We start from the raw sequence: 25,654 nt of genomic DNA on the forward strand, positions 1-25,654 counted from the left end.
TATGATTAAATCAAAATCAGGTTTTTTAATTTTTATTAATAGTCGATTAATACGTTAAGAATCACTTTTTATTTTATCGTCTTTTTTTGAGTCTTTCTCCTCTTCATTAGACTCTTCATTAGACTCTTCAGGGGAAGAGGCCTTTTCATTCTGATCTTCAACTTTCTTTTTATAGGTATTGATCATTTCAGGTTTTTTGAAAGGACGCTCCCCGAAAATTTCAATTAAGTTATCTTTAAAAATGACTTCCTTTTCTAAAAGTAATTCAGCTAATTCTGTCAATTGATCCTTGTGTTTCTCAAGAATAGCGATTGCTCTTATATATTGCTCTTCAATGAGTTTTGAAATTTCTTCATCTATCAATTCCGACGTCTTATCACTATAGGGTTTTGTGAAGTTATAATCAGATTGTCCCGAAGAATCGTAATAGGTCAAATTTCCTATTTTATCATTGAGGCCATAAATAGTAACCATGGCCTTAGCCTGCTTAGTTACCTTTTCTAAATCACTTAAAGCTCCTGTAGAAATTTTGTTGAAAATCACTTTTTCTGCTGCACGACCACCCATGGTTGCACACATTTCATCAAGAATTTGCTCTGATCTTACAATCTGTCTTTCTTCAGGTAAGTACCAGGCCGCTCCAAGAGATTGTCCGCGGGGGACTATGGTTACCTTTACAAGCGGAGCAGCATATTCCAGCATCCAGCTTACTGTAGCATGACCAGCTTCATGAAAGGCTATGGTTTTTTTCTCCTCCACGGTCATGATTTTGTTTTTCTTTTCCAAACCACCAACAATTCTGTCAACAGCATCAAGGAAATCTTGTTTGCCTACAGCTTTGCTGTTATTTCTTGCAGCAATTAATGCCGCTTCATTACAAAGGTTTGCAATATCCGCTCCAGAAAATCCGGGAGTTTGTTTGGCCAAGAATTCTGTTTCCAGTTCGTCAGCAACCTTTTTGAGAGGTTTTAAATGGACCTCAAAAATTTCTTCACGCTCCCTTACATCTGGTAGGTCAACGTAAATTTGTCGGTCAAATCGACCAGCTCTCATCAGAGCTTTATCCAAAACATCGGCACGGTTGGTCGCTGCGATTACAATCACATTGGTGTTGGTCCCAAACCCATCCATTTCCGTTAAGAGCTGATTTAATGTGTTCTCGCGCTCGTCATTTGATCCGGACATATTGCCTTTTCCCCGGGATCTTCCTATAGCATCAATCTCATCTATAAAAATAATCGATGGTGATTTATCTTTAGCTTGCTTGAATAAATCTCTTACTCTTGAAGCACCAACTCCAACAAACATTTCAACGAAATCGGAACCAGATAAAGAGAAAAAGGGGACACCTGCTTCACCCGCAACAGCTTTTGCCAGTAAGGTTTTACCTGTACCAGGAGGGCCTACTAAAAGAGCGCCTTTAGGTATTTTACCACCAAGATTAGTGTATTTATCCGGGTGTTTAAGAAAATCAACGATTTCTTGTACCTCATCTTTAGCGCCTTCTAAACCAGCTACATCTTTAAATGAAGTTTTGATATCTTTCTTTTCATCAAACAATTTGGCTTTGGATTTTCCTATGTTGAAAATTTGACCACCAGGGCCACCGCCGCCGCCTTTGCTCATACGTCTCATGATAAATATCCAAATACCAACAATCAGTATAATAGGAAGAAGACCGATTAATATTTCACTAAAATAATTAGACCTTGTATCGTAATAAATACTGGTGTCTAAATTCTGTTCTTCTTTTATTTTTTCAATTTTGTTCTCGAAGTTTTGTAAATCACCAAATTCGAATGTGTAATCCGGACCGCCAGAAGAAGCAAATACCTGATCTTCATTTGTCCCTTTATGCTGTGGTTCTTTTTCAGCTTCAGCGGTTAAATAAACTTCAGCGACTCTAGAGTTTTTAATGATATTTATTTTTTCAACATCACCACTTCTTAAGAACTGCTCAAATTGCGCTATACTCGTTTGTTTGGGTTCACTAAAACCACTTCCTCCAAAAAATTGAACTCCAAAGAATATGAGGATGATACCTATATAAATCCAATACGAATTAAACTTTGGTTTTTTTGGATCCTTATTTGCATTTTTTTTCTGTGTTGCTTTATTCGCCATTCTCTCTTTCTCTTATTTTAGTAATTAGACTCGATAGATGTTATTTTTGCATCTCCCCACAAACTCTCGATATCGTAGTATTCTCGAACTTGTTTTTGGAAAATATGGACGACTACATCTACGTAGTCCATAAGTACCCATTGGGAATTTTCTAAGCCTTCTACATGCCAGGGCTTGTCTTGCAGTGCTTTACTTACAACTTTTCTTACGGAACTTTCGATGGCATCTACCTGAGTATTGGAATTACCCGAACACACGATAAAGTAATCGCATACGGTGTTTTCAATGTCTCTTAAATCTATAATTTCAATCTGATTACCCTTAACGTCTTCTATTCCTTGAATTATATAGGTGATCAATTGGTCAATTTGCTCTTTCTTTGTACTCATCTAAAAATTTAAATTTTAACGCAAAAATAGGTTTTTAATACCTTTTTTTGCGTCAGTTAACAAAAGATTATTCGATATCCAACATCTTTATGAAAGTAGTCAAAGTTGATGCCATAAGTTCTACCAATAGTTTCCTTAAAGCCTTTGTGAAAACCCATTCTGAAAAACAAATGTATTGCGTGGTTGCACATCATCAAGTTGCAGGTAGGGGCCAGCGCGGAACAGCCTGGGAGAGTGAGGCTGGTAAAAACCTGACCTTTAGCGTCTATTTACCCGGCTTAAAATCTATTCACAAAGAAACTTTCAAATTGAGTGCATTGGTGGCTCTGGCAGTCAAAAAAGTCCTGACCGTGTATGACATGCCAAAACTTGCCATCAAATGGCCAAACGACATCCTGTCACGTCAATATAAAATAGGAGGAATTCTCATAGAGAACATCTTCACTCAAGGTCGTGAAGGGGCTAGCATTGTAGGAATTGGGCTAAATGTTAATCAGACTTCGTTTTCGAACTTGCCAAAAGCCTCTTCAATGCGAATTTTAAGCGGTAATAGTTTTAACCTTGAAGCCTTATTGGACGATATTTTAGTTGAATTTGAAAAACTCCCTGCTTTATTCAATGAATCGAGTTATAGACAAGTTATTTCAGAATATTATGCCGCCCTTTATAAATATAACAAAGTGACTATGCTTCAATTTCCTGATGGAAGTCTAGCTCAAGGACTCATCAGAGGGGTGGATAGTTATGGAAGGCTTAGTGTTGAATTTGAAGAGGACAGGCTGGAAGCTTTCGACATCAAGGAAATTCAGATTAAATTTTCTGAATGACTTATAAGGTCCTCGTCTGCATTTTGCTTAAAAGACATAACCAATTCTTAAGTCAAAAAAATCAGCTACATGCCGGTGAGCTTTCAAACTGAAGCCTGCAAGGATGTGTTTTGAAAAATTATAGGTTAGCCCGTAGCGCTGGTAGATGTCGTCATTGATTCTGTAATCATTGTAGTAGTAAATGCCGATTTGTTGACTGAAGCTTACTTTTCCAAGCCAAAATTCATGACCTATCAGGGCGGCAGCCTGAACAAAATCATCCTCTTGATGATCCAAACTGATTTGTTCTCTTCTGGAATAATCTAAAATCAATTCACTTCCAACAGAAACAGCGCTTCTTCTACCTATCCATTGACTGTATTGTCCAGAAAGTCCGAGGACATAAAACTTATCTCGGTCACCTACACTTGCGTTACTCCAGCCTGAAAAATGAGTGACTGAAATTCTTGAAAGTTTATCTGGCGGCTTTCTGTTTTCAATTTTCTGAAAATCAGGAAAAACAATAGGCTCCAGGCTTTTATTAATTCTGAAACTAATAGAAGGAAAATTGATTCCCTTGTTTGGAGCTCTTATACCTCCGTTGGACGTATGATTGTATTTAGCCTGAAGTCCAATATTCCATACATTTGTCAAGCGATAATTGATACCAGCTCCAAGCATGAGAGCAAAACTCAGGTCTGTGCTGTAAGACAAGTTTTGAGGATTCTGTTCAGCATCATAGGCTTTGCTAAGATAAATACCCCCTAAACCTGCGCTGAAAAATAGATTTGTTCTCTTATGAGTTCTGAAATAGGGCTCTACAAAACCCATAGCCAAAATGCCGTCTCCGAGAATGTCGGGATTGTCCCAGTTCCAGTAGGCGAGGCTAAGCCCAAGTCTTGGGAGGCAATTGCAAAATTCCCAGGCATTTTTTGTCAGAAGTATTTTGCTCCACTCTAAGCCTAATCCCAAGGGATACGCATCATCCAATTCTCTAAGATTTTCGGAATGCTTGAGTATATAGCCGTAGTCAAAACTCATCCCGACTAGTGTTGGTCTTCTGTCGATACCCCTATCCTGATTTTGTGAATATAGCAGAGGCTTGAAGTTTATAAATGATAATAAGGCTATAATGAATAACTTGTTCATAACATTCTTAAAAAATCTGAACATAAATGTAAATCCAAATATTTTATAATGAGCTGATTTTATTGTATTTAGGTTTACAATTTATTGTAAAATATCATGGAAATTTGTATATTATAAATATTCTGAAATAAATATCAGAAAAAAGCAGAGGAGATGAATTATTTATAATTGAATTATCTATATTTGCAATTCGAAAATTTTAAGTCAACTGTAAATAATTAATCATTATATGTTAGTAGTTAAAGTAAAAGATGGTGAAAAAATTGAAAGAGCTCTAAAGCGTCTAAAACGTAAGTTTAGAGATACTAAAGTTCTTCAAACACTTCGTGATAAAAAACAATTCACGAAAAAATCTGTTGAAAAAAGACAAAGTTTAAAGAAAGCTCAGTATATCCAGTCTTTGAGAGAGAAGGATAATATGTAGTAGTTTTTTATTTTTATACAAACCCTGTGATATTCATATCACAGGGTATTTTTGTTTAAGTTAACACCTCGAAGTCCACGACGTAACCTTCGCTGTTCCTCACGTTGAACACCACGCCGTTCTCAAAAACCAGGTATTGTCCTTTTATACCTTTTAATCTCCCTTTGAAATGATTATTCTTTTCCAGATTAAGGCTTTTTAATTTAGTTGGATACTCGATCACTGGAAAATTAATATTGAATTCTTCACTGGAGGCCAGATAATACGCCTTTGCTTCATCCGGGATAAATTCCTTGAGCTTTTCTCTCTCATCTACCAAATTCTTGTCTTCAATTTCATTTTTGAGCATACTGCGCCAATTGGTTTTATCGGCTACATGTTTTTTTAAGGCGACTTCTGTAATTCCTGCCAGATAGCGATTAGGGGTTTCTAAAATGGCAATGGCCTCGTGTGCCCCCTGGTCAATCCAGCGGGTTGGAATCTGACTTTTGCGTGTGACCCCCACTTTTACATTGCTGGAATTGGCCAGATAAACGATATGAGGTTGTAATTGAACCTTTATTTCGTAAGCCAAATCCCGATCTTCCTCATCCAGGTGTGCTTTGCTCAACTCTGGATGCATGATCCAGTCACCGGCATTGGGTATTTCCTGAAAACAGTCATAACAAAAGCCCTGTCTAAATATTTTTTTATTTTTTCCGCAATTCAGACACTGATATTCTACAAAATAGATCGCTATTTCTCTATCTAAAAGTTGATTAAGGTGGACCACGTCATCATTGAATTCCAAAAAATAATCAACTTCTTCATTATTCTCCGTTTTCATTTTTTTTAAGACTCCTCTATATTGCATTTTTTATTAAGTTTGGTGAATTCTTTCTGAACTTTCAAAAGAAGAATTTAGTATTAAATTTTGCCTGTCTATGCCGATACCAATTGTAAATTCAATTGCTTCTTGGATTTTAAAGAAGCGTATTCACCATATGGAACTGTTTAAAAAGCATCCCAATGAGGTTCAAAATGAATTGTTATTGGATCTAATTTTCAAAGCCCAAAATACGGAAATTGGAAAAACCTATGGCTTCCATGAGATAAAAAATTACGATACCTTTAGGGAAAGACTTCCCGTGCAAACTTATGAAGATCTAGAAGCTACTTTTGAACGGTGTAGACAAGGTGAAGCTAACATTATATGGCCAACCCCTATCACCATGTTTGCAAAATCCAGTGGTACCACAGGTGCAAAAAGTAAATTTATCCCTGTAAGCCAAGAATCATTAGAAGATTGTCATTACGCCGCCAGCAAGGATTTGCTTTGTATTTACCTCAATAATAATCCAGACTCCAAATTATTTACGGGAAAAAGCTTAAGACTTGGTGGAAGTAAAGAGATTTATCAGGATAAAGGAACTTCTTATGGAGATCTATCCGCTTTACTTATTTACAATATGCCATTTTGGGCTACTTATAGCAGTACACCAGGGAATTCGGTTTCTCTGATGAGCGACTGGGAAACCAAGATGCAAGCTATTGTTGATGAAACCATAAAAGAACGCGTAACAAGTTTGGCAGGAGTCCCTTCCTGGATGCTTGTGTTGCTCAATGATGTTCTTGAAACTACAGGTAAAACTGCGATAGATGAAGTCTGGCCGGATTTAGAAGTTTATTTTCACGGAGGAGTAAGTTTTGAGCCCTACAAAAATCAATATGAGCAGCTCATTTCTAATAAAAACATGAAGTATTACGAAATTTATAATGCTTCCGAAGGTTTTTTTGCTGCTCAGGATAGCAACGATTCCAAAGATTTACTCCTGATGCTCGATTACGGCATTTTCTTCGAATTTATTCCGATGTCCACTTACGGGACACCTCATGAAAAGGTCATTAATTTAAGCGAAGTCGAAATTGGTAAGAATTACGCTATCGTGATTACAACCAATTCCGGTTTATGGCGTTATAAGATTGGAGATACGATTAGATTTACCTCTTTAAGTCCCCATAGAATACGGGTAACTGGAAGGACAAAACATCACATCAATGCTTTTGGAGAAGAACTCATTATTGAAAATGCTGAAGCTGCCATCAATAAAACAGCTTCCGAACTCAATTGTGAAGTTATGGAATACACTGCCGCTCCTGTTTTTATGAGCGGTAATAAAAAAGGGGCACATGAATGGATTTTAGAATTTAAAACACCACCAGAAAGCCTGGATGACTTCCGGATTCACCTGGATAAAAATCTTCAGGAGATCAATAGTGACTACGAAGCCAAGCGTTATAATAATATGACCTTAGATTTGCTGAAAATTCATCAAGCCAAGCCAAAGCTTTTTCAGCAATGGCTAAAGCGGCACAACAAATTGGGGGGGCAGCATAAGATACCGCGACTATCCAATAGTCGCGAACACCTGGAAGAATTACTGGCTCTTAATAGAATTTGAGCCTATCTTTGTTTTTTAAAAATTTTAGGCAATGATCGATACCAAGAAGCAAGCTTTATATACTGTATTTATAGTCATAGGAAGTTTACTTATTATCTATGACCTCACCGGTGAAAATGAAAATGTTTACTTAAAGGTTGGCGGTTTACTTTTACTCATGATAGGATTATATAATTCTACAAAGCAATGGGCAAAAGATAATCCCAAAGACGACCAAGATACCCCTGAAGATGAGCAGTAAAACCTTTCGCGTTGGCGATAAAGTAGAACTTTTGGATGATGATGTGGCTGGAGTGGTGACAAAAGTGGAAGGGGATGAGGTGACCTTTGAAACTTCTGATGGTTTCGAAATGAAAGTCCCATTTTCTTTTCTAGTAAAAACAGAAGGGAAACTGGAAATTGATCTTAGCGATGACAGTTTACTTCAAAAGCTAAAGTCAGATTTAAACCCTAAACGAAAAAGACCTTCACAAAAACCTAAACGCCAGCAGCCTGCGATGGAAGTGGATCTTCATATTCATAATATTGTGGACAAAACCGCACAGCTTTCCAATTTTGAAATGCTCAATATACAGCTGGAACACAGCCGGAAGAAAATCGAATTTGCCATCGAAAGACGAATCAAACGCATCGTCTTCATTCATGGTGTAGGGGACGGGGTTTTAAAAGCAGAATTACACACGCTTTTCAGGCGCTATGATCAGATTGAATTTTACGATGCCGACTATCAAAAATATGGTCTGGGAGCTACAGAAATTTATATCTACGATTAATCAACAAAAGACGCTTCAGATTTTAAACTGAATTTGAAGCCTTCTAAAATAGATTTAATCTTAAATTTGCAAAAAAAATATAACTTATGGAAAACGGAATATACGCGCATTTCAATACGGAAAAAGGCAAAATTACAGTTCAACTGACTTATGATAAAACCCCGGGAACAGTTGGGAATTTTATCGGATTAGCTGAAGGTAAAATTGAGAACTCGGCCAAAGACTTAGGTACTCCTTATTACGATGGCACAAAATTTCACAGGGTTATCGAGAATTTTATGATTCAGGGCGGAGATCCCAAAGGCAATGGAACTGGAGGACCTGGTTATCAGTTTGATGATGAAATTCATCCTGACTTAAAGCATAACCGGCCTGGAGTTTTGTCTATGGCCAATGCAGGCCCAGGGACCAACGGGAGCCAGTTTTTCATCACTCACGAACCAACACCCTGGCTTGATGGAAAACACAGTGTTTTTGGATATGTTGTGGAAGGTCAGGACGTAGTCGATAGTATTGAAGTGAACGACAAATTGAATTCATTAGAAATAGAACGCGTTGGTGAAGAAGCTGAAGCTTTTGATGCTGTAGAGCGTTTTGAAAAGTTCAAGTCGTCAAAAGCTGAAAGAGAAGCTGAGCTAAAAGCTGAAGCCTCTAAAAAACTTGATGAAATATCAAAGGGTTATAAAGAAACCGAAAGCGGTTTGCGTTACCAGATTATCAATGAAGGTTCCGGTCCAAAACCTGAAAAAGGCCAAAATGTAAGCGTTCATTATAAAGGAAGTTTAGTCGATGGAACCGTGTTCGATTCGTCTTACAAAAGGAAACAGCCTATTGAATTTCCTGTAGGAGCAGGACACGTCATTGAAGGCTGGGACGAAGGACTTCTGCTATTGAATAAGGGCACTAAAGCTCAATTCGTGATTCCTCCGCATCTGGCTTACGGCGACAGAGAAGTGGGAGGCGTGATTCCAGCCAACTCAATTTTGGTTTTCGACCTGGAATTGGTTGATATTAAGTAAAGCCTTAAATAAATAAAAACCCCCTTAATTTATCTAAAATTAAGGGGGTTTTGTTTAGCAGTCACTCATATTCACTTTGATGGCGAGCCCGCCTTCAGAGGTTTCCTTATATTTTGAAGTCATGTCCTGAGCGGTGTCCCACATGGTAGCGATGACTTTGTCCAGAGGAACTTTGGCTTTGGAGGCATCTGATTCCATAGCGATTTCAGCGGCGTTTATGGCTTTGATGGCTCCCATCGCATTGCGTTCTATACAGGGGATCTGAACCAGTCCTGCTATGGGATCGCAGGTCATTCCCAGGTGATGTTCCATAGCGATTTCACTGGCCATCAGCACCTGCTCAGGTGTGCCGCCCATAACTTCGGTAAGGGCGCCTGCGGCCATAGCCGAGGAAACACCGATTTCTGCCTGGCAACCTCCCATGGCGGCCGAAATTGTTGCTCCTTTTTTGAATAAGCTTCCGATTTCACCAGCGACGAGCATAAACTGCTTTAAATGCTCAAAAGTGGCGTTATGATTTTCGATGACCATATAATACATCATCACCGCCGGTAAAGTTCCGGAGCTCCCATTGGTTGGAGCGGTGACGACCCGGCCAAGTGATGCGTTGACTTCATTTACAGAGATGGCAAAACAACTTACCCATTGCAAAATCTGCCTAAATTTTACTTCTTTGGTTCTTATGGTTTCCAGCCATTGCTGTGGTGTATCGTAAGTTTCAAATTTATGCTCAAGAAGATTTTTATTCATTTTGGCTGCTCTTCTGTTCACATTCAGTCCACCAGGTAGAGTACCTTCAGTATGGCAACCTATATACATAGATTCCAGCATCACATTCCAAATTTTCTCTAAGCCAGAATGGATTTCCTCCTCACTTCTAAGAGACTTTTCATTTTCTAAAACAATTTCAGAAATGATTTTTTGCTCTTTTTTACAATGCTCAATCAATTCCACAGCAGAATTGATTTGAAAGGGGAAGCCTTTTAATTCTTCTTGTTTTTGTTTGGCATTTTCCCGATCTTCTTTTACCACAAAACCACCACCTATGGAGTAAAATGTAGATTCTACAGATTTTCCGTTTTCTAGAGTTCCAATATAAGTGATGCCGTTGGGATGAAATTCTTTAAAATCTTTCTTGAAAATGATATCATCTTTAAAATCAAAATCGATAAAACGGGAATTATCTAAATTTAACCGACCTTCATTCTTGACCCGGTCGATTTCTACATCTATATGTGTGATATCCATGGTCACAGGATCATGACCACATAGACCTAAAATAGCCGCAATGTCGGTCGCATGCCCTTTACCAGTCAAAGACAATGAACCGTAGAGGTGTATTTCAATGGTTTTGATTTTATCCAAAAGCTCATCTTCCTTCAGTTCTTCAATCCAACGTTGAGACGCACGCCATGGACCAAGTGTATGAGAACTTGAGGGTCCAATACCGATTTTCATCATATCGAAAACACTAATGCATTCAATTTTCTTCATTCGTTTTAAGCTTTGTTTATGAATTTACAAATATTCAAGTTTTTTTCGAGATTAAATTCATAATCTTTTAAAATGATGCGTTTTGTATGAAATACATTCAGGGTGACACTCTGTCATATTAGTTGTGATGGCATAAAGATTGACTTTTATGAATCGAAATCAATTATTAAGAATAAAAAAAACAATTATGGGTAAGATTATAGGTATAGATTTAGGAACGACCAACTCTTGTGTCTCCGTTATGGAGGGAAATGAGCCAACGGTTATTCCTAATGCTGAAGGAAAAAGAACTACACCATCTGTTATAGCTTTTGTAGAAGGTGGTGAAATTAAAGTAGGTGACCCTGCAAAACGTCAGGCCGTTACCAATCCAGAAAAAACGATTTCTTCTATTAAAAGATTCATGGGAAATAAGTTTTCTGAATCCAAAAAAGAAGTAGAAAGAGTCCCTTATAAAGTGGTAAAAGGTGAAAATGATACCGCTCGTGTCGATATCGACGGTAGAATGTATACACCTCAAGAACTTTCTGCCATGATTCTTCAGAAAATGAAGAAAACCGCAGAAGACTATTTAGGTCAGGAAGTGACTGAAGCTGTGATTACAGTTCCGGCATATTTCAATGATTCTCAAAGACAAGCCACTAAGGAAGCTGGAGAAATCGCAGGTTTAAAAGTGAGCAGAATTATCAATGAACCTACAGCTGCTGCTTTAGCTTACGGTCTGGACAAAAAAGATACAGACCAGAAAATTGCTGTATTTGACTTTGGTGGTGGAACGCATGATGTTTCTATCTTGGAATTAGGAGACGGCGTATTTGAAGTATTAGCTACTGATGGTGACACTCACCTGGGTGGTGACGATGTTGATGAAGTGGTCATCGATTGGTTAGCCGAAGAATTTATCAAAGATGAAGATATCGATCTTAGAAAAGATGCCATGGCACTTCAGAGATTAAAAGAAGCAGCCGAAAAAGCAAAAATTGAATTATCATCTTCCAATTCAACTGAAATTAACCTGCCATATGTCACTGCGACACAAAGTGGTCCTAAACACCTGGTAAGAACTTTATCAAGATCAAAATTTGAACAATTAATTTCAGACCTGGTCAAAAGAACAATCACACCATGTGAAAAAGCCTTAAAAGCTGCAGGATTAAAAACCAGTGATATCGATGAAGTTATCCTAGTAGGTGGTTCAACACGTATTCCAGCAGTACAAAAAGCGGTGGAAGATTTCTTCGGAAAGAAACCTAGTAAAGGTGTAAATCCGGATGAAGTTGTTGCTATCGGTGCAGGAATTCAAGGTGGTGTATTAACTGGAGATGTGAAAGATGTATTGTTACTCGATGTAACACCGCTATCTCTTGGTATCGAAACTATGGGTGGTGTAATGACCAAGCTTATAGAAGCCAATACCACTATTCCATCTAAAAAGTCTCAGGTATTCTCAACAGCACAGGACAATCAGCCAAGTGTAGAGATTCACGTGTTACAAGGTGAACGACCAATGGCAACGGATAACAAAACGATTGGTAGATTCCACTTAGATGGTATTCCACCAGCAAAACGAGGAGTTCCTCAAATCGAAGTTACTTTTGATATTGATGCCAATGGTATTATCAAAGTAAGTGCTACCGATAAAGCAACTGGAAAATCTCAGGACATTAGAATTGAAGCTTCTTCCGGATTGACTGAAGAGGAAATCAAGAAAATGAAGCAGGAAGCTGAAGCCAATGCTGAGGCTGATAAAAAGGCTAAGGAAAAAGTAGACAAGCTAAATGAAGCTGATGCAATGATTTTCCAAACTGAAAGTCAAATGAAAGAATTTGGTGACAAAATTTCTGATGACAAGAAGAAGCCTATCGAAGATGCTTTAGAAGAATTGAAAGCAGCTTACGAAACTAAAGAGCTTGAGAAAGTTACTCCAGCTTTGGAGAAATTGAATGAAGCCTGGAAAACTGTTTCTGAAGAAATGTACAAGGCACAAGCTGAATCTCAGCAAGGTGGTGGTGAGCAGCCAGGACCTGATGCTGACGATTCCAAAGGAAACGGCGACAGCGATGTTGAAGACGTAGACTTCGAAGAAGTCAAATAGCCTGTACTGAGCGAACTCGAAGTATAAACTTCGAAGAAGTCAAGTAAATAATTAGATTCTAATTTTTTCAAAAGCCTGCGATTTTAATCGCAGGCTTTTTTTATTCACAGGTTAGCCTGGGATTTAAGCCTAGGTTATAAGGTGAATTCATAAACGATATACAGTAATCCAAAGCAAATTAAAAGAAACAGGCAGATTTTGGAAAACAGCAAATAACCTGAACTCATTCTGATCGGATTTTTTTTATGGGTCATCAATTTCAAATTGAACCAGGCCAAAACGGGAGAAGCCAAAAATGATAATCCTGACGCAAAATCAACTAAAACGGTAAAGGTGCTTTTTAAAGCATAAAGAATCATAAGGGCTATCATGGGAATCCCAATGATAAAAATACGGTAGGCATTGGTTTCCTTTAGGCTTTGATTATCTTTTTGTGTCAACTTGGACATCACTCTGGGAAATGCATCGGTTACCGTTAAAGTGGTGCTGAACATAGTCACGAAAGCGATAAACGCAATTAAAACCCTGCTCCATTCGCCTAAAGTCTGCGCATACATTTCGATCAATTGTCCAGAAAATGCAACACTGCTGGAAGCAAAACTGATGTCGCTGTTATTCATGAGAAAAAGGCCCATCAGGAAGAATAAAATACCCAGCAAAGCAGCTGACAAATAGCCTAAGTTGAAATCGAAACCAGCTTCTTTTATGCTGGGCTGCTGCTGAGTTTGTTTAGATTTTTCCTGAATCCAGATGGAATGCCATACAGATGCATCAATAGGAATAGGCATCCAGCCCATTAAAGCTATAACGAAGCCCATTCCACTAAGCGTCCATAAATTCGATGTTTTATTAAAGCTGATAGTCGAAAAGTCGACCTGAAAAGCAGCGATAATCACTGAAAACAGGGTGGAAATGGTTAAAAAACTGACCACGATTTTCATCAATACATCCAGTTTTTTGTACTTACCGATGAGTAGGATAAGAATACATAAGAGCAACAGAATAAGACTCCACGTAAAATTTGACCAGCCAAATCCAAATAAATATTCGGCTAAACCCGCAGAAACAATAGTCACCGCAGCCTGAATGATAAACATTGTAGAGACGGTTATCAAGGCAAAAACATTGACATACCACCGGCCGAGTATTTTGTATCCCTCTATTAAATTTTTACCGGTGGTTGCTGCATACCTTGATCCAAATTCCATAAAAGGATATTTGGTAAGGCAGGCAATTATAATAGCAAAGATCAAAACTACACCATAATCGGCTCCTGCCCGGGTGGCTTGAACCAAATGTGACACCCCTATTGCAGCACCAGCTAACAAAAACCCCGGGCCAATGTGTTTTAATACACCTTTCAAATTCTATGTTTTTTAATTAACAATTGTATTACTATTTTTTGAATATGTTTAATTTTCAATCCTAAAATCATAAAGTGAAACTACTCTTTAACATTGCAGCTAATTTTAATTACTTTTGTAAACCAAACTAACTTCAACGATGAGTCAAAAATTGCTTCTTAATGCGAAGGAAATCAATATCATTCTTCAGCGCTTAGCTTGTCAACTTGTTGAAAATCATAGAAATTTTGAAAATTCTGTACTTATTGGCATTCAGCCAAGAGGAAGTTTTTTGGCGAATAGGCTTTTCGAGATTTTAAAAATGGATTACGGTTTAACTGCGCTAGCTTACGGGAAGCTGGATATTACATTCTATCGGGATGATTTCAGACGTGGAGACAAGGTTTTAAAAGCCAATGAGACTGACATTGATTTTATCATCGAAAACAAGCATGTGGTTTTGATTGATGATGTGTTGTTCACAGGGAGAAGTATACGTTCGGCTTTAACGGCTTTACAGTCTTTCGGAAGGCCCTCCAAAATTGAATTGCTGACATTAATCGATAGACGCTTTAGCCGACACTTACCTATTCAACCCGATTATAACGGCAGAAAAGTGGATGCTATAAATAATGAACATGTAAAAGTCTGTTGGAAAGAGAACGATGGAGAAGACGCTATATATGTCTTGAAAAACTAATCACAAATCATGAAAGAACTTAGTGTTTCAAATTTATTGGGAATCAAATACCTTACTACAGAGGATCTTCATCTTATTTTTGAAACTGCAGACCAGTTTAAAGAAGTCATCAACAGACCCATAAAAAAAGTTCCTAGCTTAAGAGATATTACCATCGCCAATCTTTTTTTTGAGAACAGTACAAGAACCAGATTATCTTTCGAACTCGCTGAAAAAAGACTGAGTGCAGATGTGATCAACTTTTCAGCTTCTTCTTCTTCAGTTACCAAAGGAGAAACACTTGTAGACACAGTCAATAATATACTGGCAATGAAAGTGGATATCGTAGTGATGCGTCATCCCAATCCAGGGGCTGGAGTTTTTCTTTCAAAACATGTGAAAGCCAGTATCATCAACGCTGGTGACGGAGCGCATGAGCATCCCACACAAGCCTTGCTGGATGCCTTTTCGATTCGAGAAAAATACGGCGATGTAGCGGGCAAAAAAATAGTTATTGTGGGGGATATTATGCACTCCAGAGTAGCCTTAAGTAATATTTTTACCTTAAAAAAATTAGGGGCAGAGGTGAAAGTTTGTGGACCCACTTCGCTCATTCCAAAGCATATCGAAAGCCTAGGCGTAAAAGTAGAACACAATCTCGTCAAGGCTTTACAGTGGTGTGATATTGCAAATATGTTGCGAGTTCAGCATGAACGCATGGAACATTCTTATTTTCCCAGTACAAGAGAGTACGTTCAGCAATATGGTATTAATAAAGCATTGCTTGAAACCTTAACAAAGCCCATAACCATCATGCATCCAGGCCCCATTAACCGAGGTGTAGAGATTACTAGTGATGTGGCAGATTCTGAGCATTCCATTATTTTAAATCAAGTAGAAAATGGCGTTGCCATTCGTATGGCCGTCGTGTATCTGCTTGCTTCAAAAATCAAAAATTATGAAAACTGAAGAGAAAGACAATTATATTATTTTAAGAGATGAGCGAGATGATGTAGAAGATTTTGCCGATTTTCTTACTCGAATTCATGATAAGTTTAAAGATAAAAACCTCGTCATTGATATTCAGAAATATGGCCAACTTACTTTAGATGAGCTTTTGAAATTTCTGAAACTTTCAATAATTCACAGAAAAGGTAAAAAGTCATTGGTGATTGTGAATGATACGATCAACATCGATGCAGTACCGGGAGAAATTCATGTGGTCCCTACCTTGCAGGAGGCAGAAGATTTGATCGGCTTAGAAGAAATAGAAAGAGATTTGGGGTTTTGATATGATGCAACTTACCATTTTAGGTTGTCACTCAGCAACACCAAGAGCAAATGCCCATCCCACCTCCCAGGTTTTGGATATGAATGGTGAGCTGATGCTTATTGACTGCGGTGAGGGTACTCAGGTTCGTTTAAGAAGACACAAGATCAAGTTTTCTCGAATACGACATATTTTTATATCACATTTACATGGCGATCATTATTTTGGGCTTATTGGCTTGTTGTCTACATTTAGTTTGCTCAGCAGAACAGCAGAATTACACATTTACGCTCCACAGGGGCTTGAGGAAATCATAAAGCTTCAACTGAGAGTGAGCCATGCCTATACCTCCTATACCCTTATTTTCCATCAGTTGGACTCTAAGAAGCCAGAACTTATTTTAGACACTGACAAGTTGACCGTTCATACGATACCCTTATCACATCGCATCTATACCAATGGATTTTTATTTAAAGCAAAACCCGGAGACAGGAAGCTGCTTATTGACAAAGTCCAAAATTTGGATATAGATAAAGCCTATTATAAAAGCATAGTAAAAGGTAAGGATGTTGAAACACGGGATGGTTTATTTATTAAAAATCAGGATTTAACAGAGGATCCCAAGCCTGCTCCAAGTTATGCGTTTTGTAGCGATACGGTTTTTAAACCCGATATTGTTCCCCAGATCACAGGTACGACTTTGCTTTATCACGAGTCGACATTTCTTGAAGAGCAAGAACATCTGTGTGAAAAAACCAAACATTCCACGGCTAAGCAAGCAGGAATCATCGCTCAAAAGGCGGGAGTTCAAAAATTGATCTTAGGCCATTTCTCTTCGCGGTATAAAGATTTATCTTTATTTGAAAAAGAAGCACAGGTTGTTTTTGATAATGCTGAAAATGCAGAAACCGGTAAAATTTTCAGGTTCGAATAGTCTCAATATTTTCTGAATTGCATTGCTACTGAAACTATAATTTTCTAATTTGCTAACATGGAAAACAAATTACACGATTACAGAAAATCCTACGAAAAAGCCAGCCTGATTCGTGAAAATTTAGATGAAAATCCGATTCAGCAGTTCAGAACCTGGTTTTATGATGTTGAACGATTTGGAGGTATAGATGAGGCCAATGCCATGACAATTTCAACACTTGGAGATGACGGCTTTCCTAAAAGCAGAATTGTTCTCCTGAAGTCCTATGATGAACACGGGTTTGTGTTTTACACGAATTACGAAAGTGAAAAAGGACAGGCTTTGCAGAACAATCCCCAGACGTGTTTGTCCTTTTTTTGGCCAAACACCGAAAGACAAGTTATTATAAAAGGGATGGCAGAAAAAGTTCCGGAAAATAGATCAGATAGTTATTTCGCATCGAGACCCAAGGGAAGTCAGCTTGGCGCCCTGGTTTCCAATCAAAGCAGTGTCATTAAAAACCGTCAGGTTCTGGAAGACGAGTTGGAAGCTTTAGAAAAGAAGTATGCCGACAAGGAGGTTCCCCGGCCGGAAAACTGGGGAGGATTTTTGGTCAGACCAGAATCTATAGAATTTTGGCAGGGCCGACCCAACCGACTTCATGACAGGTTTTTGTATACAAAATCAGATTCAGGTTACGATTGGAAAATTGAACGTTTAGCACCTTAGTATGAAGCGATTAATTTTTGTAAGACATGGTAAGTCATCCTGGGATTTCCCCGTGGGAGATAAAGACAGACCTTTGAAAAAGAGAGCTTATAAGGACGCAGAACATGTTATTACAGCGTTTAAAGCCCATTTGGATTTTCACCTTGAAATCTTTTCAAGTCCTGCAAAACGGGCCAGAACTACAGCAGAACTGTTTAAAACCAAACTCAATATTGAAGACCAATATTTTCATATAAGCCCTGAATTGTACACCTTTGATGCAGAAGTAGTACTTGAGTTCATTAAAAACACAGAGAATAATTTTGACAGTCTTATGCTATTTGGTCATAACCCTGCTTATACAGAATTGGTGAACAGACTCGGCAGTTTAAGGCTAGACAATTTACCAACCACTGGTTTAGTTAGCATCGTTTTCCAAAGTGAATCCTGGAGTCAGATTCAGACCGGAGATACTCGATTATACTTAGCCCCGAAACATCTACGCTAATGCGCAATAATAAATATGATAACAGAGAATTGAGTTGGTTGAAATTCAATCAGCGGGTTTTGCAGGAAGCTGCAGATTCTAGTGTTCCCTTAATCGAAAGGCTGAGGTTTTTAGGAATCTTTTCCAATAACTTAGACGAATTTTTTAAAGTGCGTTATGCCACTGTAAAACGAATAGATCTTGCAGGGAAAGCCGGGAAAAAGGTGCTTGGCGGATTTAATGCCAGCAGACTGCTCAAGGAGATCACCCAAATTGTGATTAAGAAACAAGCGGAAAGTCTGGAGATTCTCGCTTCGATTCAGGACCAGCTTAAAGAACATGATATTTATGTCATTGATGAAAATCAAGTGACTTCAGAGCAAGCTAAATTCCTAAAGGAATTTTTTCTTCAAAAGGTGAGTCCGGCTCTGGTCACCATTATGTTGAACGAGATCGATAAGGTTCCAAACCTGAAAGACTCCAAGGCTTATCTGGCCGTGAAGATGGTTCAGCTGGAAAGAGACCGGCTGCAAAATCAGTATATTTTGATAGAGATTCCTTCAAGTGTAGAGCGATTTGTAGAGATTCCTTCTACAAACGGGAAAAAGTATATCATCTTGCTGGATGATCTGATTCGCTATAATCTCAATGTTATTTTCAACATTTTCGATTATGATAGTATATCGGCTCACATGGTCAAAATCACCAGAGATGCTCAGCTTGATCTGGAAGGAGACCTGAGCAAAAGTTATATCGAAAAACTGATGGATAGCGTGAAGGATAGAATTGAAGGAGATCCCGTTCGTTTTGTCTACGATAAGGAAATTGAACAGGACACGCTTGATTTTCTACTGAAAAAGATGGGAATCGATACGACAGACAGTTTAATTCCCGGTGGTAAGTACCATAACCGTCGGGACTATATGAATTTTCCCGACCTCGGCGCTAAGCATCTGGTGTACGATAAAATTGAACCTTTGCCCATACCAGGACTTGAAATACAGGGCAGTCTCCTGGAAAAAATAGCTAAAAAGGATTTTCTTCAGCATGTGCCTTACCAAACCTTTTCTTACACGGTCAAATTTTTGAGAGAAGCAGCTTTAGACCCTAAAGTCAAATCCATCAAAATAACCATTTACAGGTTAGCTGCAGTTTCGCATATAGCCAGTTCACTTATCAATGCTGCTAAAAACGGTAAGCGGGTCACGGTTTCTATCGAGCTTCAGGCCCGTTTTGATGAAGCCAATAACATCAAGTATGCTGAAAAAATGGAGCGCGAAGGCGTCAAGCTTATTTTTGGGGTGACAGGCCTGAAAGTGCATTGCAAAACCTGTATCATCGAGCGTTTGGAAAATAACAAAATCAAATATTACGGGTTTATCAGCACCGGAAATTTCAATGAAAATACGGCTAAGATTTATACAGATTACACCCTGTTTACAGCACATCAAGGCATTCTGAAAGATATCGATAAAGTTTTCGACTTCTTTGAAGTGAACTATAAGATTAAAAGATACAAGCACCTTATTGTTTCGCCGCATTACTCACGTTCAAAATTTTCAGATCTGATCGATCAGGAAATTGAAAATCATGAAGCAGGTAAGAAATCCGGAATCTCCATCAAAATGAATAGTTTGTCGGATTATGGTTTGATTGATAAGCTTTATGAAGCGAGTCAGGTCGGTGTGAAAATCAAACTGATCATTAGAGGTATAAACTGCCTGATACCTCAGGTAAAGGGAATGAGCGAAAACATAGAGGCCATTAGTATTGTAGATAAATTCCTGGAACACCCAAGGCTTTACATTTTTCAAAATGATGAACACCCTAGAGTTTTTATATCTTCTGCCGATTGGATGACAAGAAATATAGATCATCGGGTGGAAGTCACCTGCCCTATCTATGACGAAGACATCAAGAAAGAATTGATAGAAACCTTTGATATCTGCTGGAAGGATAATAGTAAAGCCAGAGATTTCTCTTCAAAAAAAGACAATGCTTACAGAGAAAAGCTCGGCCCGGATTTCAGAAGTCAGTTCGAGACCTATACCTATTATCAGGAAAAACTCAAGAAATCAGTAAATAAATAATCTCTTATGCTTTCCATCAAAAAATTTGCTGCCATAGATATTGGTTCCAATGCTGTTCGTCTTCTTATTTCTACGATAACAGAGCCCGATAATAAACCCGTGAACTTTAAGAAAACCTCCCTGGTAAGAGTACCTATCAGACTGGGTCAGGACGTGTTTACACAATCTTACATCTCCGATGAAAGTACCGAGCGTATGGTAGATACCATGAAAGCCTTCAGTTTACTTATGAAATCCCATAAAATTGAAGCCTACAGGGCTTGCGCGACTTCAGCAATGAGAGATGCTCGAAATGGACAGGCGGTTGCCGAGAAAATAGCTACGGATTGTAATATTGATATCGATATCATAGATGGAACCGATGAAGCGGCCATAATTGCCGCTACAGATTTGCATAGCCTGGTAGATAACAATAAGACTTATCTGTATGTAGATGTTGGCGGGGGAAGTACAGAGTTTACATTATTTTCTAATGGAAAGACGATTGATTCAAAATCTTTTAAGCTGGGCACCGTCAGGATTTTGAATAACACCATTTCAGAAGATGTTTGGACAGAGGCTGAACACTGGGTTAAATCTGTAACCAAGGCCTTTTCAAGGATTGAAATGGTAGGCTCGGGCGGTAACATCAACAATATTTTTAAGTCTAGTAATAAAAAAACAGGAAAGCCTTTGTCGTTTTTCTACTTGAGTTCATATTATCAATTATTGAATTCTCTTACTTATGAAGAGCGAATTTCGGAACTCAGTCTTAATGAAGACAGAGCCGATGTAATAATACCGGCGACAAAAATTTATTTATCAGCTATGAACTGGAGCAGGTCAAGATCTGTGCATGTTCCCAAAATAGGTCTCGTAGACGGGATTATTAAGTCACTATATCAAAATTCAAAAGTCGGGGATTGAGAAAACGATTGATAGCGGGATAGAATTCAGGATTATTTCTCTGGAGGGTATTTCTCCAAAACTTTGCCAACTAGCATTCTGAAAAACTCTCTGCGTTCTTTTCCCTGTAGGTTTTCATCAAAATTTGCTTCTACAACGCCTTGCCAAAAAAGATTGTTGGTAAGACCATCAGCAAATTCTATCGTCAAGGCTATACTGCGTTCCGGCTGAGGTGAAATTACTCCATTTACACCTCCAGCACTACCGCCAACCCCAATTCCAAAATTGCTATTGGAAACACGATTAAAGACTTCGGCGTAAAAATTGATTTTAAAATCTGGAATTAATTTTTTTTCAAAACCTTTGGCAATTAAGGTGTCTTCTATTGCTAAGAAAACACGATCCTCATCTAATTTAGCCAAGCCCGAGTTGTTTACAGCATAGAAGGCAAAACTTTTGTATTCATCAAATTCCACATCAGAGGCATAATCGGTAAATACTTTGGGAGAACTACAGGAAAAGAGAATAATAGAAATTAGAAATACGCTAAAACTGACTTTCATTTTTATTTAAAATTAGGAATTAGATTTTAATACCAAATCCTTTTTTACTAAACATTATAAATCTTGTCTCATTTTTTGAACCTTTTCTTTAAGTTGTTCCATATATACCAGAAGTTGCTTTTGCAGATTTTGATCTTTCACCCCTAAGATTTGTGCTGCAAGAATACCTGCGTTTTTTGCTCCATTAAGGGCAACCGTAGCTACAGGAACGCCACTTGGCATTTGTAAAATGGAGAGAATAGAATCCCATCCGTCAATCGAATTGCTGGATTTTACAGGGACACCAATGACAGGGAGGGGAGTAAGGGAGGCCACCATTCCGGGAAGGTGTGCTGCACCTCCGGCCCCAGCAATAATCACGTCTATTCCTCTTTTATGTGCCTGTTTTCCAAAATCCATCATATATTCTGGAGTTCGGTGAGCAGAAACAATATCAACCTCTGTTTCGATATTGAATTCTTTTAAAATATCGATGGCCTCTTGCATGACTGGAAGATCGCTTTTGCTTCCCATGATGATTGCAACTTTATTCATAAGCTTAGGATGTTTTTGAAATGACTTTAATTTTCGATTTTACCGTTTCGGCCATCGTTCGAGCTTCACTCAAATCTGAATGAATTATATTGACGTGTCCCATTTTTCTAAAGGGTCTTGTTTCGCGTTTTCCATAAATGTGCGGAGTTACACCCGGCATAGCCATTATATTTTCGATGCCTTTATAGACGACATCTCCCGTGTGATTTTCATCACCAACCAAATTGACCATCACAGAATTGGTTTTGCTTTCGGTGCTGCCAAGAGGTAAATCTAAAATCGCTCTCAAATGCTGCTCAAACTGATTGGTAAAACTCCCTTCAATACTGAAGTGGCCGCTATTATGCGGTCTTGGTGCAACTTCATTGACCAGAACTTCATCAGATGGGGTCACAAACATTTCAACGGCCAAAAGACCAACGTGCTCAAATTTACTCGAGACTAAATGAGCCAGTGCTCTGGCTTTCTCTGCCAGACTGTTTTCTATTCTTGCCGGACATAAGACATATTCGACCTGATTGGCTTCAGGATGAAATTCCATTTCTACCACAGGGTAGGTCTTGATTTCTCCAGAAACACTCCGGGCTACAATAACTGCAATTTCGGTTTTAAAATCGACAAGCTCTTCAGCAATGCATTCTGCATCGGGGAGCTGACTTAGGTCTCTTTCAGATTTAATAAGGCTCACCCCTTTACCATCATACCCCCCCGTGCTGCTTTTCCAAACAAAGGGGAAGCTTATTTTTCCTTCTGATACGGCGGTTTTAAGATTTTTTAAGTTCGAAAACACCTCAAAGTCAGCTGTTGGAATCTGATTGGATTTGTAAAATCTTTTCTGAACCGCTTTATTCTGAATTTTTTGTAAGGTAGCCGCTGACGGATATACGTTTTTGCCTAAAGCTTCTAAATCCTCTAAAGCTTTTACATTGACGGATTCAATTTCAAAAGTGAGCAGGTCGACCTTCTTCCCAAAAGCCATAACCTTATCATAATCCATAAGGCTTCCCGTTTCAAAATGATTGCAAGCCAGTCTGGAAGGGGCTTCCGGGTTGGCATCCATCACGTAGGTTTGAATGTCAAATTTGCGGGTGTCATAAAGCAGCATTTTACCCAATTGCCCTCCGCCTAAAATTCCGAGTTTAAAATCTGAAGAAAAATAATGTGTCATGCTACAAAAATAATAGATTTACAGGCTGTTCTCGTGATTTTCTAAAATAATTTCGATTTTGAAAAGTTAGTAGTAAAGCAATTTCGTTTTCAGTAATATTGTGTAAATGTCCATTTTATGAAATTTTTCGAAAATACCGTAAAAGTCAGGCTTTTTATTCTCTTTACTTCTATTCTGGTTATTGCCGTGGTGGTTTGGAATATATCGGTGTTTTACGAAGGTGTAAAAGAAGAAGAACGAGAAAAGATGAGAATATGGTCTTCGGCTCAGGCTTCAGTCAATAGAGCAGGAGATGAACAGGACCTTAGCCTGGAATTGGAGATTTTAAATACCATAAACGATATTCCCATGTTTATTGTGAACGAATCTGACGGGTTTCAGGAAATCAATAATATTTCAGACCAAATTGCAACTGATTCTTTACGGTTGCGACATTTCTTTGAATCTATAAAAGGTCAAAATCAACCTATTGTCATCGATTTGGGGAATTCTGGTCAGCAGTATTTGTATTATGGAGACTCTTCTATTCTGACTAAAATAAAATACTATCCTTTTATCTTATTGCTTATCATTTTCTTGTTGATCAGTCTTGTTTATCTGTATTATGTCACTGCCAAAAACAGTGAAAAGAACAAGCTATGGGCAGGGATGGCCAAAGAGACCGCACATCAAATAGGGACCCCGCTGTCATCACTGGTAGGCTGGATGGAGATTCTGAGATCAGAAAATGTCAACCCGGATTACATTCTGGAAATTGAAAAAGATATTGACAGACTTAGAACGATCACGGAACGCTTTTCTAAAGTAGGCTCAAAATTCACCCTGGAAGTGTCCAGTCTCAATGCTGCAGTCGAGAATTCATATAATTATTTAAGCGATAGAAGTTCTAAATTGATTCAGTTTTCGATTGACTTGCCATCTGAGGAGTTTTATTGCAAAGTGAATCCTGTCCTACTAAGCTGGACCATAGAAAACCTGACTAAAAATGCCATTGATGCCATGAAAGGTCGCGGTAGTGTAAAAATTTCTCTCTTTGAAGACAAAAACTTTTATAAAATTCACGTCTGTGATACGGGAAGGGGTATACCCAGTTCAAAGTTTAAAGCCATTTTCCAGCCTGGTTATTCGACAAAAGAACGAGGCTGGGGGCTTGGGCTTTCACTGTCCAAACGTATCATAGAAGACTATCATTCCGGAAAGATACGTGTCCTCTCCAGTTCTTCAGAAGCAGGAACTATTTTTGAAATCAAACTGCCTAAAACTTAGTCAGCAGCTTTGTCTTCATTCAGGGTTTTCCAGAGCAAATCTTTCAGTTCCATCAAGCCCTGTTGCGCTATCGAAGAGATAAACACATGGGGAATATGTCCAAAGGCGTCTTTTATTTCTTGAGCCAATTCAGTCTTGAGTTCTTCATCGAGTAAATCTGCTTTAGAAATAGCAATGACTCTGGATTTATCCAGGAGTTCAGGATTATAGCGTCGCAATTCGTCCAAAAGGATTTCATACTGTTCTTTTACGCTTGAAGCATCGGCAGGAATAAGAAATAACAGAGTAGAATTTCTTTCAATATGTCTCAAAAACCTATATCCCAGTCCTTTTCCTTCCGCAGCGCCTTCGATAATCCCAGGAATATCAGCCATTACAAAAGTTTTGTAATTTCTATACTCCACAATCCCAAGATTGGGTTTTAAGGTTGTGAATTCGTAGTTAGCAATTTTAGGTTTAGCTGCGGTGACCACCGATAGTAAAGTGGATTTGCCAGCATTGGGGAAACCAACCAGACCTACATCGGCCAGAAGTTTTAATTCTAAGGTGAGGTCTTTCTCCTCCCCGGGAATTCCTGGTTGAGCAAAACGTGGCGTTTGGTTAGTCGAGCTTTTGAAATGTGCATTTCCTTTCCCACCCATGCCGCCTTCTACCGCAATGTATTCTTCTTCGTGCTCCGTCATTTCTTTAATGACTTCATTGGTTTCAGTATCCCTGATCACCGTTCCTAATGGAACTTCGATATATTGATCTTCACCATCTGCGCCAGTACTGGTTTGCTTGCTGCCGTGTTCGCCATGTGTGGCTTTTATGTGTCTTTTGAACTTTAAGTGGAATAGAGTCCAGAGGTCTTTATTGGCTTTAAAAATAACATGACCGCCACGACCACCATCACCGCCATCAGGTCCGCCTTTGGGAATGTATTTTTCCCTTCTCAGGTGTGCGGAGCCTTTACCTCCGTTTCCAGATTTTAAATGGAGTTTTATGTAATCTACAAAATTTCCTTCTGTCATAGTCTTAAGCTAAACGCTCTG

26 protein-coding genes are annotated in these 25,654 nt (G+C 38.5%); 16 read left to right on the top strand and 10 right to left on the bottom strand.

The features are described from left to right. Positions 1-54 precede the first annotated feature (54 nt). Both ftsH and rsfS read right to left on the bottom strand, forming a co-directional pair. Positions 55-2,124, bottom strand: coding sequence for an ATP-dependent zinc metalloprotease FtsH (ftsH, locus tag BLP81_RS03335; protein WP_093365668.1), 2,070 nt, complete (start codon positions 2,122-2,124; stop codon positions 55-57). A 17-nt stretch (positions 2,125-2,141) separates the two neighbouring features. After that, complete coding sequence (rsfS, locus tag BLP81_RS03340) at positions 2,142-2,513, bottom strand: ribosome silencing factor (protein WP_093365671.1); 372 nt, start codon at positions 2,511-2,513, stop codon at positions 2,142-2,144. 89 nt (positions 2,514-2,602) lie between these two features. Between rsfS and BLP81_RS03345 the strand changes: the two genes are divergently transcribed. Then, the gene (locus BLP81_RS03345) at positions 2,603-3,340 is read left to right on the top strand and encodes a biotin--[acetyl-CoA-carboxylase] ligase (RefSeq protein ID WP_093365675.1); all 738 of its coding nucleotides are present in this window, start codon (positions 2,603-2,605) and stop codon (positions 3,338-3,340) included. Positions 3,341-3,367: 27 nt separating this feature from the next. Here BLP81_RS03345 and BLP81_RS03350 read toward each other — a convergent pair whose 3' ends face one another. Next, a complete protein-coding gene (locus BLP81_RS03350) occupies positions 3,368-4,468 on the bottom strand; it encodes an acyloxyacyl hydrolase (RefSeq protein ID WP_093366148.1) in 1,101 nt (366 codons plus the stop codon). Positions 4,469-4,697: 229 nt separating this feature from the next. Here BLP81_RS03350 and rpsU point away from each other — a divergent pair, with 229 nt between their 5' ends. Beyond that, complete coding sequence (gene rpsU, locus BLP81_RS03355) at positions 4,698-4,892, top strand: 30S ribosomal protein S21 (RefSeq protein WP_093365678.1); 195 nt, start codon at positions 4,698-4,700, stop codon at positions 4,890-4,892. 55 nt (positions 4,893-4,947) lie between these two features. On the opposite strand, the gene BLP81_RS03360 is transcribed toward rpsU, so the two are convergent. Beyond that, positions 4,948-5,745 carry a DUF2797 domain-containing protein gene (locus BLP81_RS03360; protein WP_093365682.1) on the bottom strand — a complete coding sequence of 266 codons (798 nt, stop codon included), beginning with the start codon at positions 5,743-5,745 and terminating at the stop codon, positions 4,948-4,950. 70 nt (positions 5,746-5,815) lie between these two features. On the opposite strand from BLP81_RS03360, the gene BLP81_RS03365 reads away from it, so the two are divergent. The 4 genes from BLP81_RS03365 to BLP81_RS03380 all read left to right on the top strand — a co-directional run bounded on the left by BLP81_RS03365 (position 5,816) and on the right by BLP81_RS03380 (position 9,125). Continuing rightward, positions 5,816-7,333 (top strand): GH3 auxin-responsive promoter family protein, encoded by a 1,518-nt coding sequence (locus tag BLP81_RS03365; protein WP_093365685.1) that lies wholly within the window; start codon positions 5,816-5,818, stop codon positions 7,331-7,333. Between the two features lie 31 nt (positions 7,334-7,364). Further along, complete coding sequence (locus BLP81_RS03370; protein ID WP_093365689.1) at positions 7,365-7,574, top strand: hypothetical protein; 210 nt, start codon at positions 7,365-7,367, stop codon at positions 7,572-7,574. Then, complete coding sequence (locus tag BLP81_RS03375) at positions 7,564-8,106, top strand: Smr/MutS family protein (protein ID WP_093365692.1); 543 nt, start codon at positions 7,564-7,566, stop codon at positions 8,104-8,106. The genes BLP81_RS03370 and BLP81_RS03375 overlap by 11 nt, the downstream gene beginning before the upstream one ends. Before the next feature lie 86 nt (positions 8,107-8,192). Next, on the top strand, positions 8,193-9,125 hold the full coding sequence (locus BLP81_RS03380; RefSeq protein WP_093365695.1) for a peptidylprolyl isomerase: 933 nt from the start codon (positions 8,193-8,195) through the stop codon (positions 9,123-9,125). A 54-nt stretch (positions 9,126-9,179) separates the two neighbouring features. Here BLP81_RS03380 and BLP81_RS03385 read toward each other — a convergent pair whose 3' ends face one another. Beyond that, the gene (locus tag BLP81_RS03385; RefSeq protein WP_093365698.1) at positions 9,180-10,619 is read right to left on the bottom strand and encodes an L-serine ammonia-lyase; all 1,440 of its coding nucleotides are present in this window, start codon (positions 10,617-10,619) and stop codon (positions 9,180-9,182) included. Positions 10,620-10,806: 187 nt separating this feature from the next. Between BLP81_RS03385 and dnaK the strand changes: the two genes are divergently transcribed. After that, the gene (gene dnaK, locus BLP81_RS03390) at positions 10,807-12,714 is read left to right on the top strand and encodes a molecular chaperone DnaK (RefSeq protein WP_093366150.1); all 1,908 of its coding nucleotides are present in this window, start codon (positions 10,807-10,809) and stop codon (positions 12,712-12,714) included. A 134-nt stretch (positions 12,715-12,848) separates the two neighbouring features. Here dnaK and BLP81_RS03395 read toward each other — a convergent pair whose 3' ends face one another. Next, complete coding sequence (locus tag BLP81_RS03395) at positions 12,849-14,078, bottom strand: Nramp family divalent metal transporter (protein WP_093365703.1); 1,230 nt, start codon at positions 14,076-14,078, stop codon at positions 12,849-12,851. 139 nt (positions 14,079-14,217) lie between these two features. Between BLP81_RS03395 and pyrR the strand changes: the two genes are divergently transcribed. Genes pyrR through BLP81_RS03435 form a run of 8 tightly spaced genes read left to right on the top strand, consistent with a single transcriptional unit; the run spans position 14,218 to position 21,110 of the window. Then, complete coding sequence (gene pyrR / locus BLP81_RS03400) at positions 14,218-14,757, top strand: bifunctional pyr operon transcriptional regulator/uracil phosphoribosyltransferase PyrR (protein ID WP_093365706.1); 540 nt, start codon at positions 14,218-14,220, stop codon at positions 14,755-14,757. A gap of 9 nt (positions 14,758-14,766) precedes the next feature. Next, entirely contained in the window at positions 14,767-15,705 is a 939-nt protein-coding gene (locus tag BLP81_RS03405; protein WP_093365708.1) for an aspartate carbamoyltransferase catalytic subunit, read from the top strand. Further along, entirely contained in the window at positions 15,695-16,027 is a 333-nt protein-coding gene (locus BLP81_RS03410; RefSeq protein ID WP_093365710.1) for a ribonuclease Z, read from the top strand. Before BLP81_RS03405 ends, BLP81_RS03410 begins: the two co-directional genes overlap by 11 nt. A gap of 4 nt (positions 16,028-16,031) precedes the next feature. After that, positions 16,032-16,940, top strand: a complete 909-nt coding sequence (locus BLP81_RS03415) for a ribonuclease Z (RefSeq protein WP_093366151.1) — start codon at positions 16,032-16,034, stop codon at positions 16,938-16,940. A gap of 57 nt (positions 16,941-16,997) precedes the next feature. Further along, positions 16,998-17,648, top strand: a complete 651-nt coding sequence (pdxH, locus tag BLP81_RS03420) for a pyridoxamine 5'-phosphate oxidase (protein WP_093365712.1) — start codon at positions 16,998-17,000, stop codon at positions 17,646-17,648. Between the two features lies 1 nt (position 17,649). After that, the gene (locus BLP81_RS03425; protein WP_093365714.1) at positions 17,650-18,135 is read left to right on the top strand and encodes a SixA phosphatase family protein; all 486 of its coding nucleotides are present in this window, start codon (positions 17,650-17,652) and stop codon (positions 18,133-18,135) included. After that, positions 18,135-20,204 carry a polyphosphate kinase 1 gene (gene ppk1, locus BLP81_RS03430; protein WP_093365716.1) on the top strand — a complete coding sequence of 690 codons (2,070 nt, stop codon included), beginning with the start codon at positions 18,135-18,137 and terminating at the stop codon, positions 20,202-20,204. Before BLP81_RS03425 ends, ppk1 begins: the two co-directional genes overlap by 1 nt. Positions 20,205-20,210: 6 nt before the next feature. Then, the gene (locus BLP81_RS03435) at positions 20,211-21,110 is read left to right on the top strand and encodes a Ppx/GppA phosphatase family protein (protein WP_093365718.1); all 900 of its coding nucleotides are present in this window, start codon (positions 20,211-20,213) and stop codon (positions 21,108-21,110) included. 32 nt (positions 21,111-21,142) lie between these two features. On the opposite strand, the gene BLP81_RS03440 is transcribed toward BLP81_RS03435, so the two are convergent. The 3 genes from BLP81_RS03440 to BLP81_RS03450 are packed head-to-tail and all read right to left on the bottom strand — an operon-like array spanning position 21,143 to position 23,354. Then, positions 21,143-21,652, bottom strand: coding sequence for a DUF4136 domain-containing protein (locus tag BLP81_RS03440; protein ID WP_093365720.1), 510 nt, complete (start codon positions 21,650-21,652; stop codon positions 21,143-21,145). A gap of 54 nt (positions 21,653-21,706) precedes the next feature. Further along, positions 21,707-22,186 (bottom strand): 5-(carboxyamino)imidazole ribonucleotide mutase, encoded by a 480-nt coding sequence (gene purE / locus BLP81_RS03445; protein WP_093365722.1) that lies wholly within the window; start codon positions 22,184-22,186, stop codon positions 21,707-21,709. Between the two features lie 4 nt (positions 22,187-22,190). After that, a complete protein-coding gene (locus BLP81_RS03450; protein WP_093365723.1) occupies positions 22,191-23,354 on the bottom strand; it encodes a 5-(carboxyamino)imidazole ribonucleotide synthase in 1,164 nt (387 codons plus the stop codon). A gap of 117 nt (positions 23,355-23,471) precedes the next feature. On the opposite strand from BLP81_RS03450, the gene BLP81_RS03455 reads away from it, so the two are divergent. Next, positions 23,472-24,620, top strand: coding sequence for a sensor histidine kinase (locus BLP81_RS03455; RefSeq protein ID WP_093365725.1), 1,149 nt, complete (start codon positions 23,472-23,474; stop codon positions 24,618-24,620). Here BLP81_RS03455 and obgE read toward each other — a convergent pair. Next, positions 24,617-25,633, bottom strand: coding sequence for a GTPase ObgE (gene obgE, locus BLP81_RS03460; RefSeq protein WP_093365727.1), 1,017 nt, complete (start codon positions 25,631-25,633; stop codon positions 24,617-24,619). The two genes, BLP81_RS03455 and obgE, sit on opposite strands and share 4 nt — an antisense overlap. Positions 25,634-25,654: the final 21 nt, after the last annotated feature.

The organism is Psychroflexus sediminis, from assembly GCF_900099815.1.
GTDB classification, from domain to species: domain Bacteria; phylum Bacteroidota; class Bacteroidia; order Flavobacteriales; family Flavobacteriaceae; genus Psychroflexus; species Psychroflexus sediminis.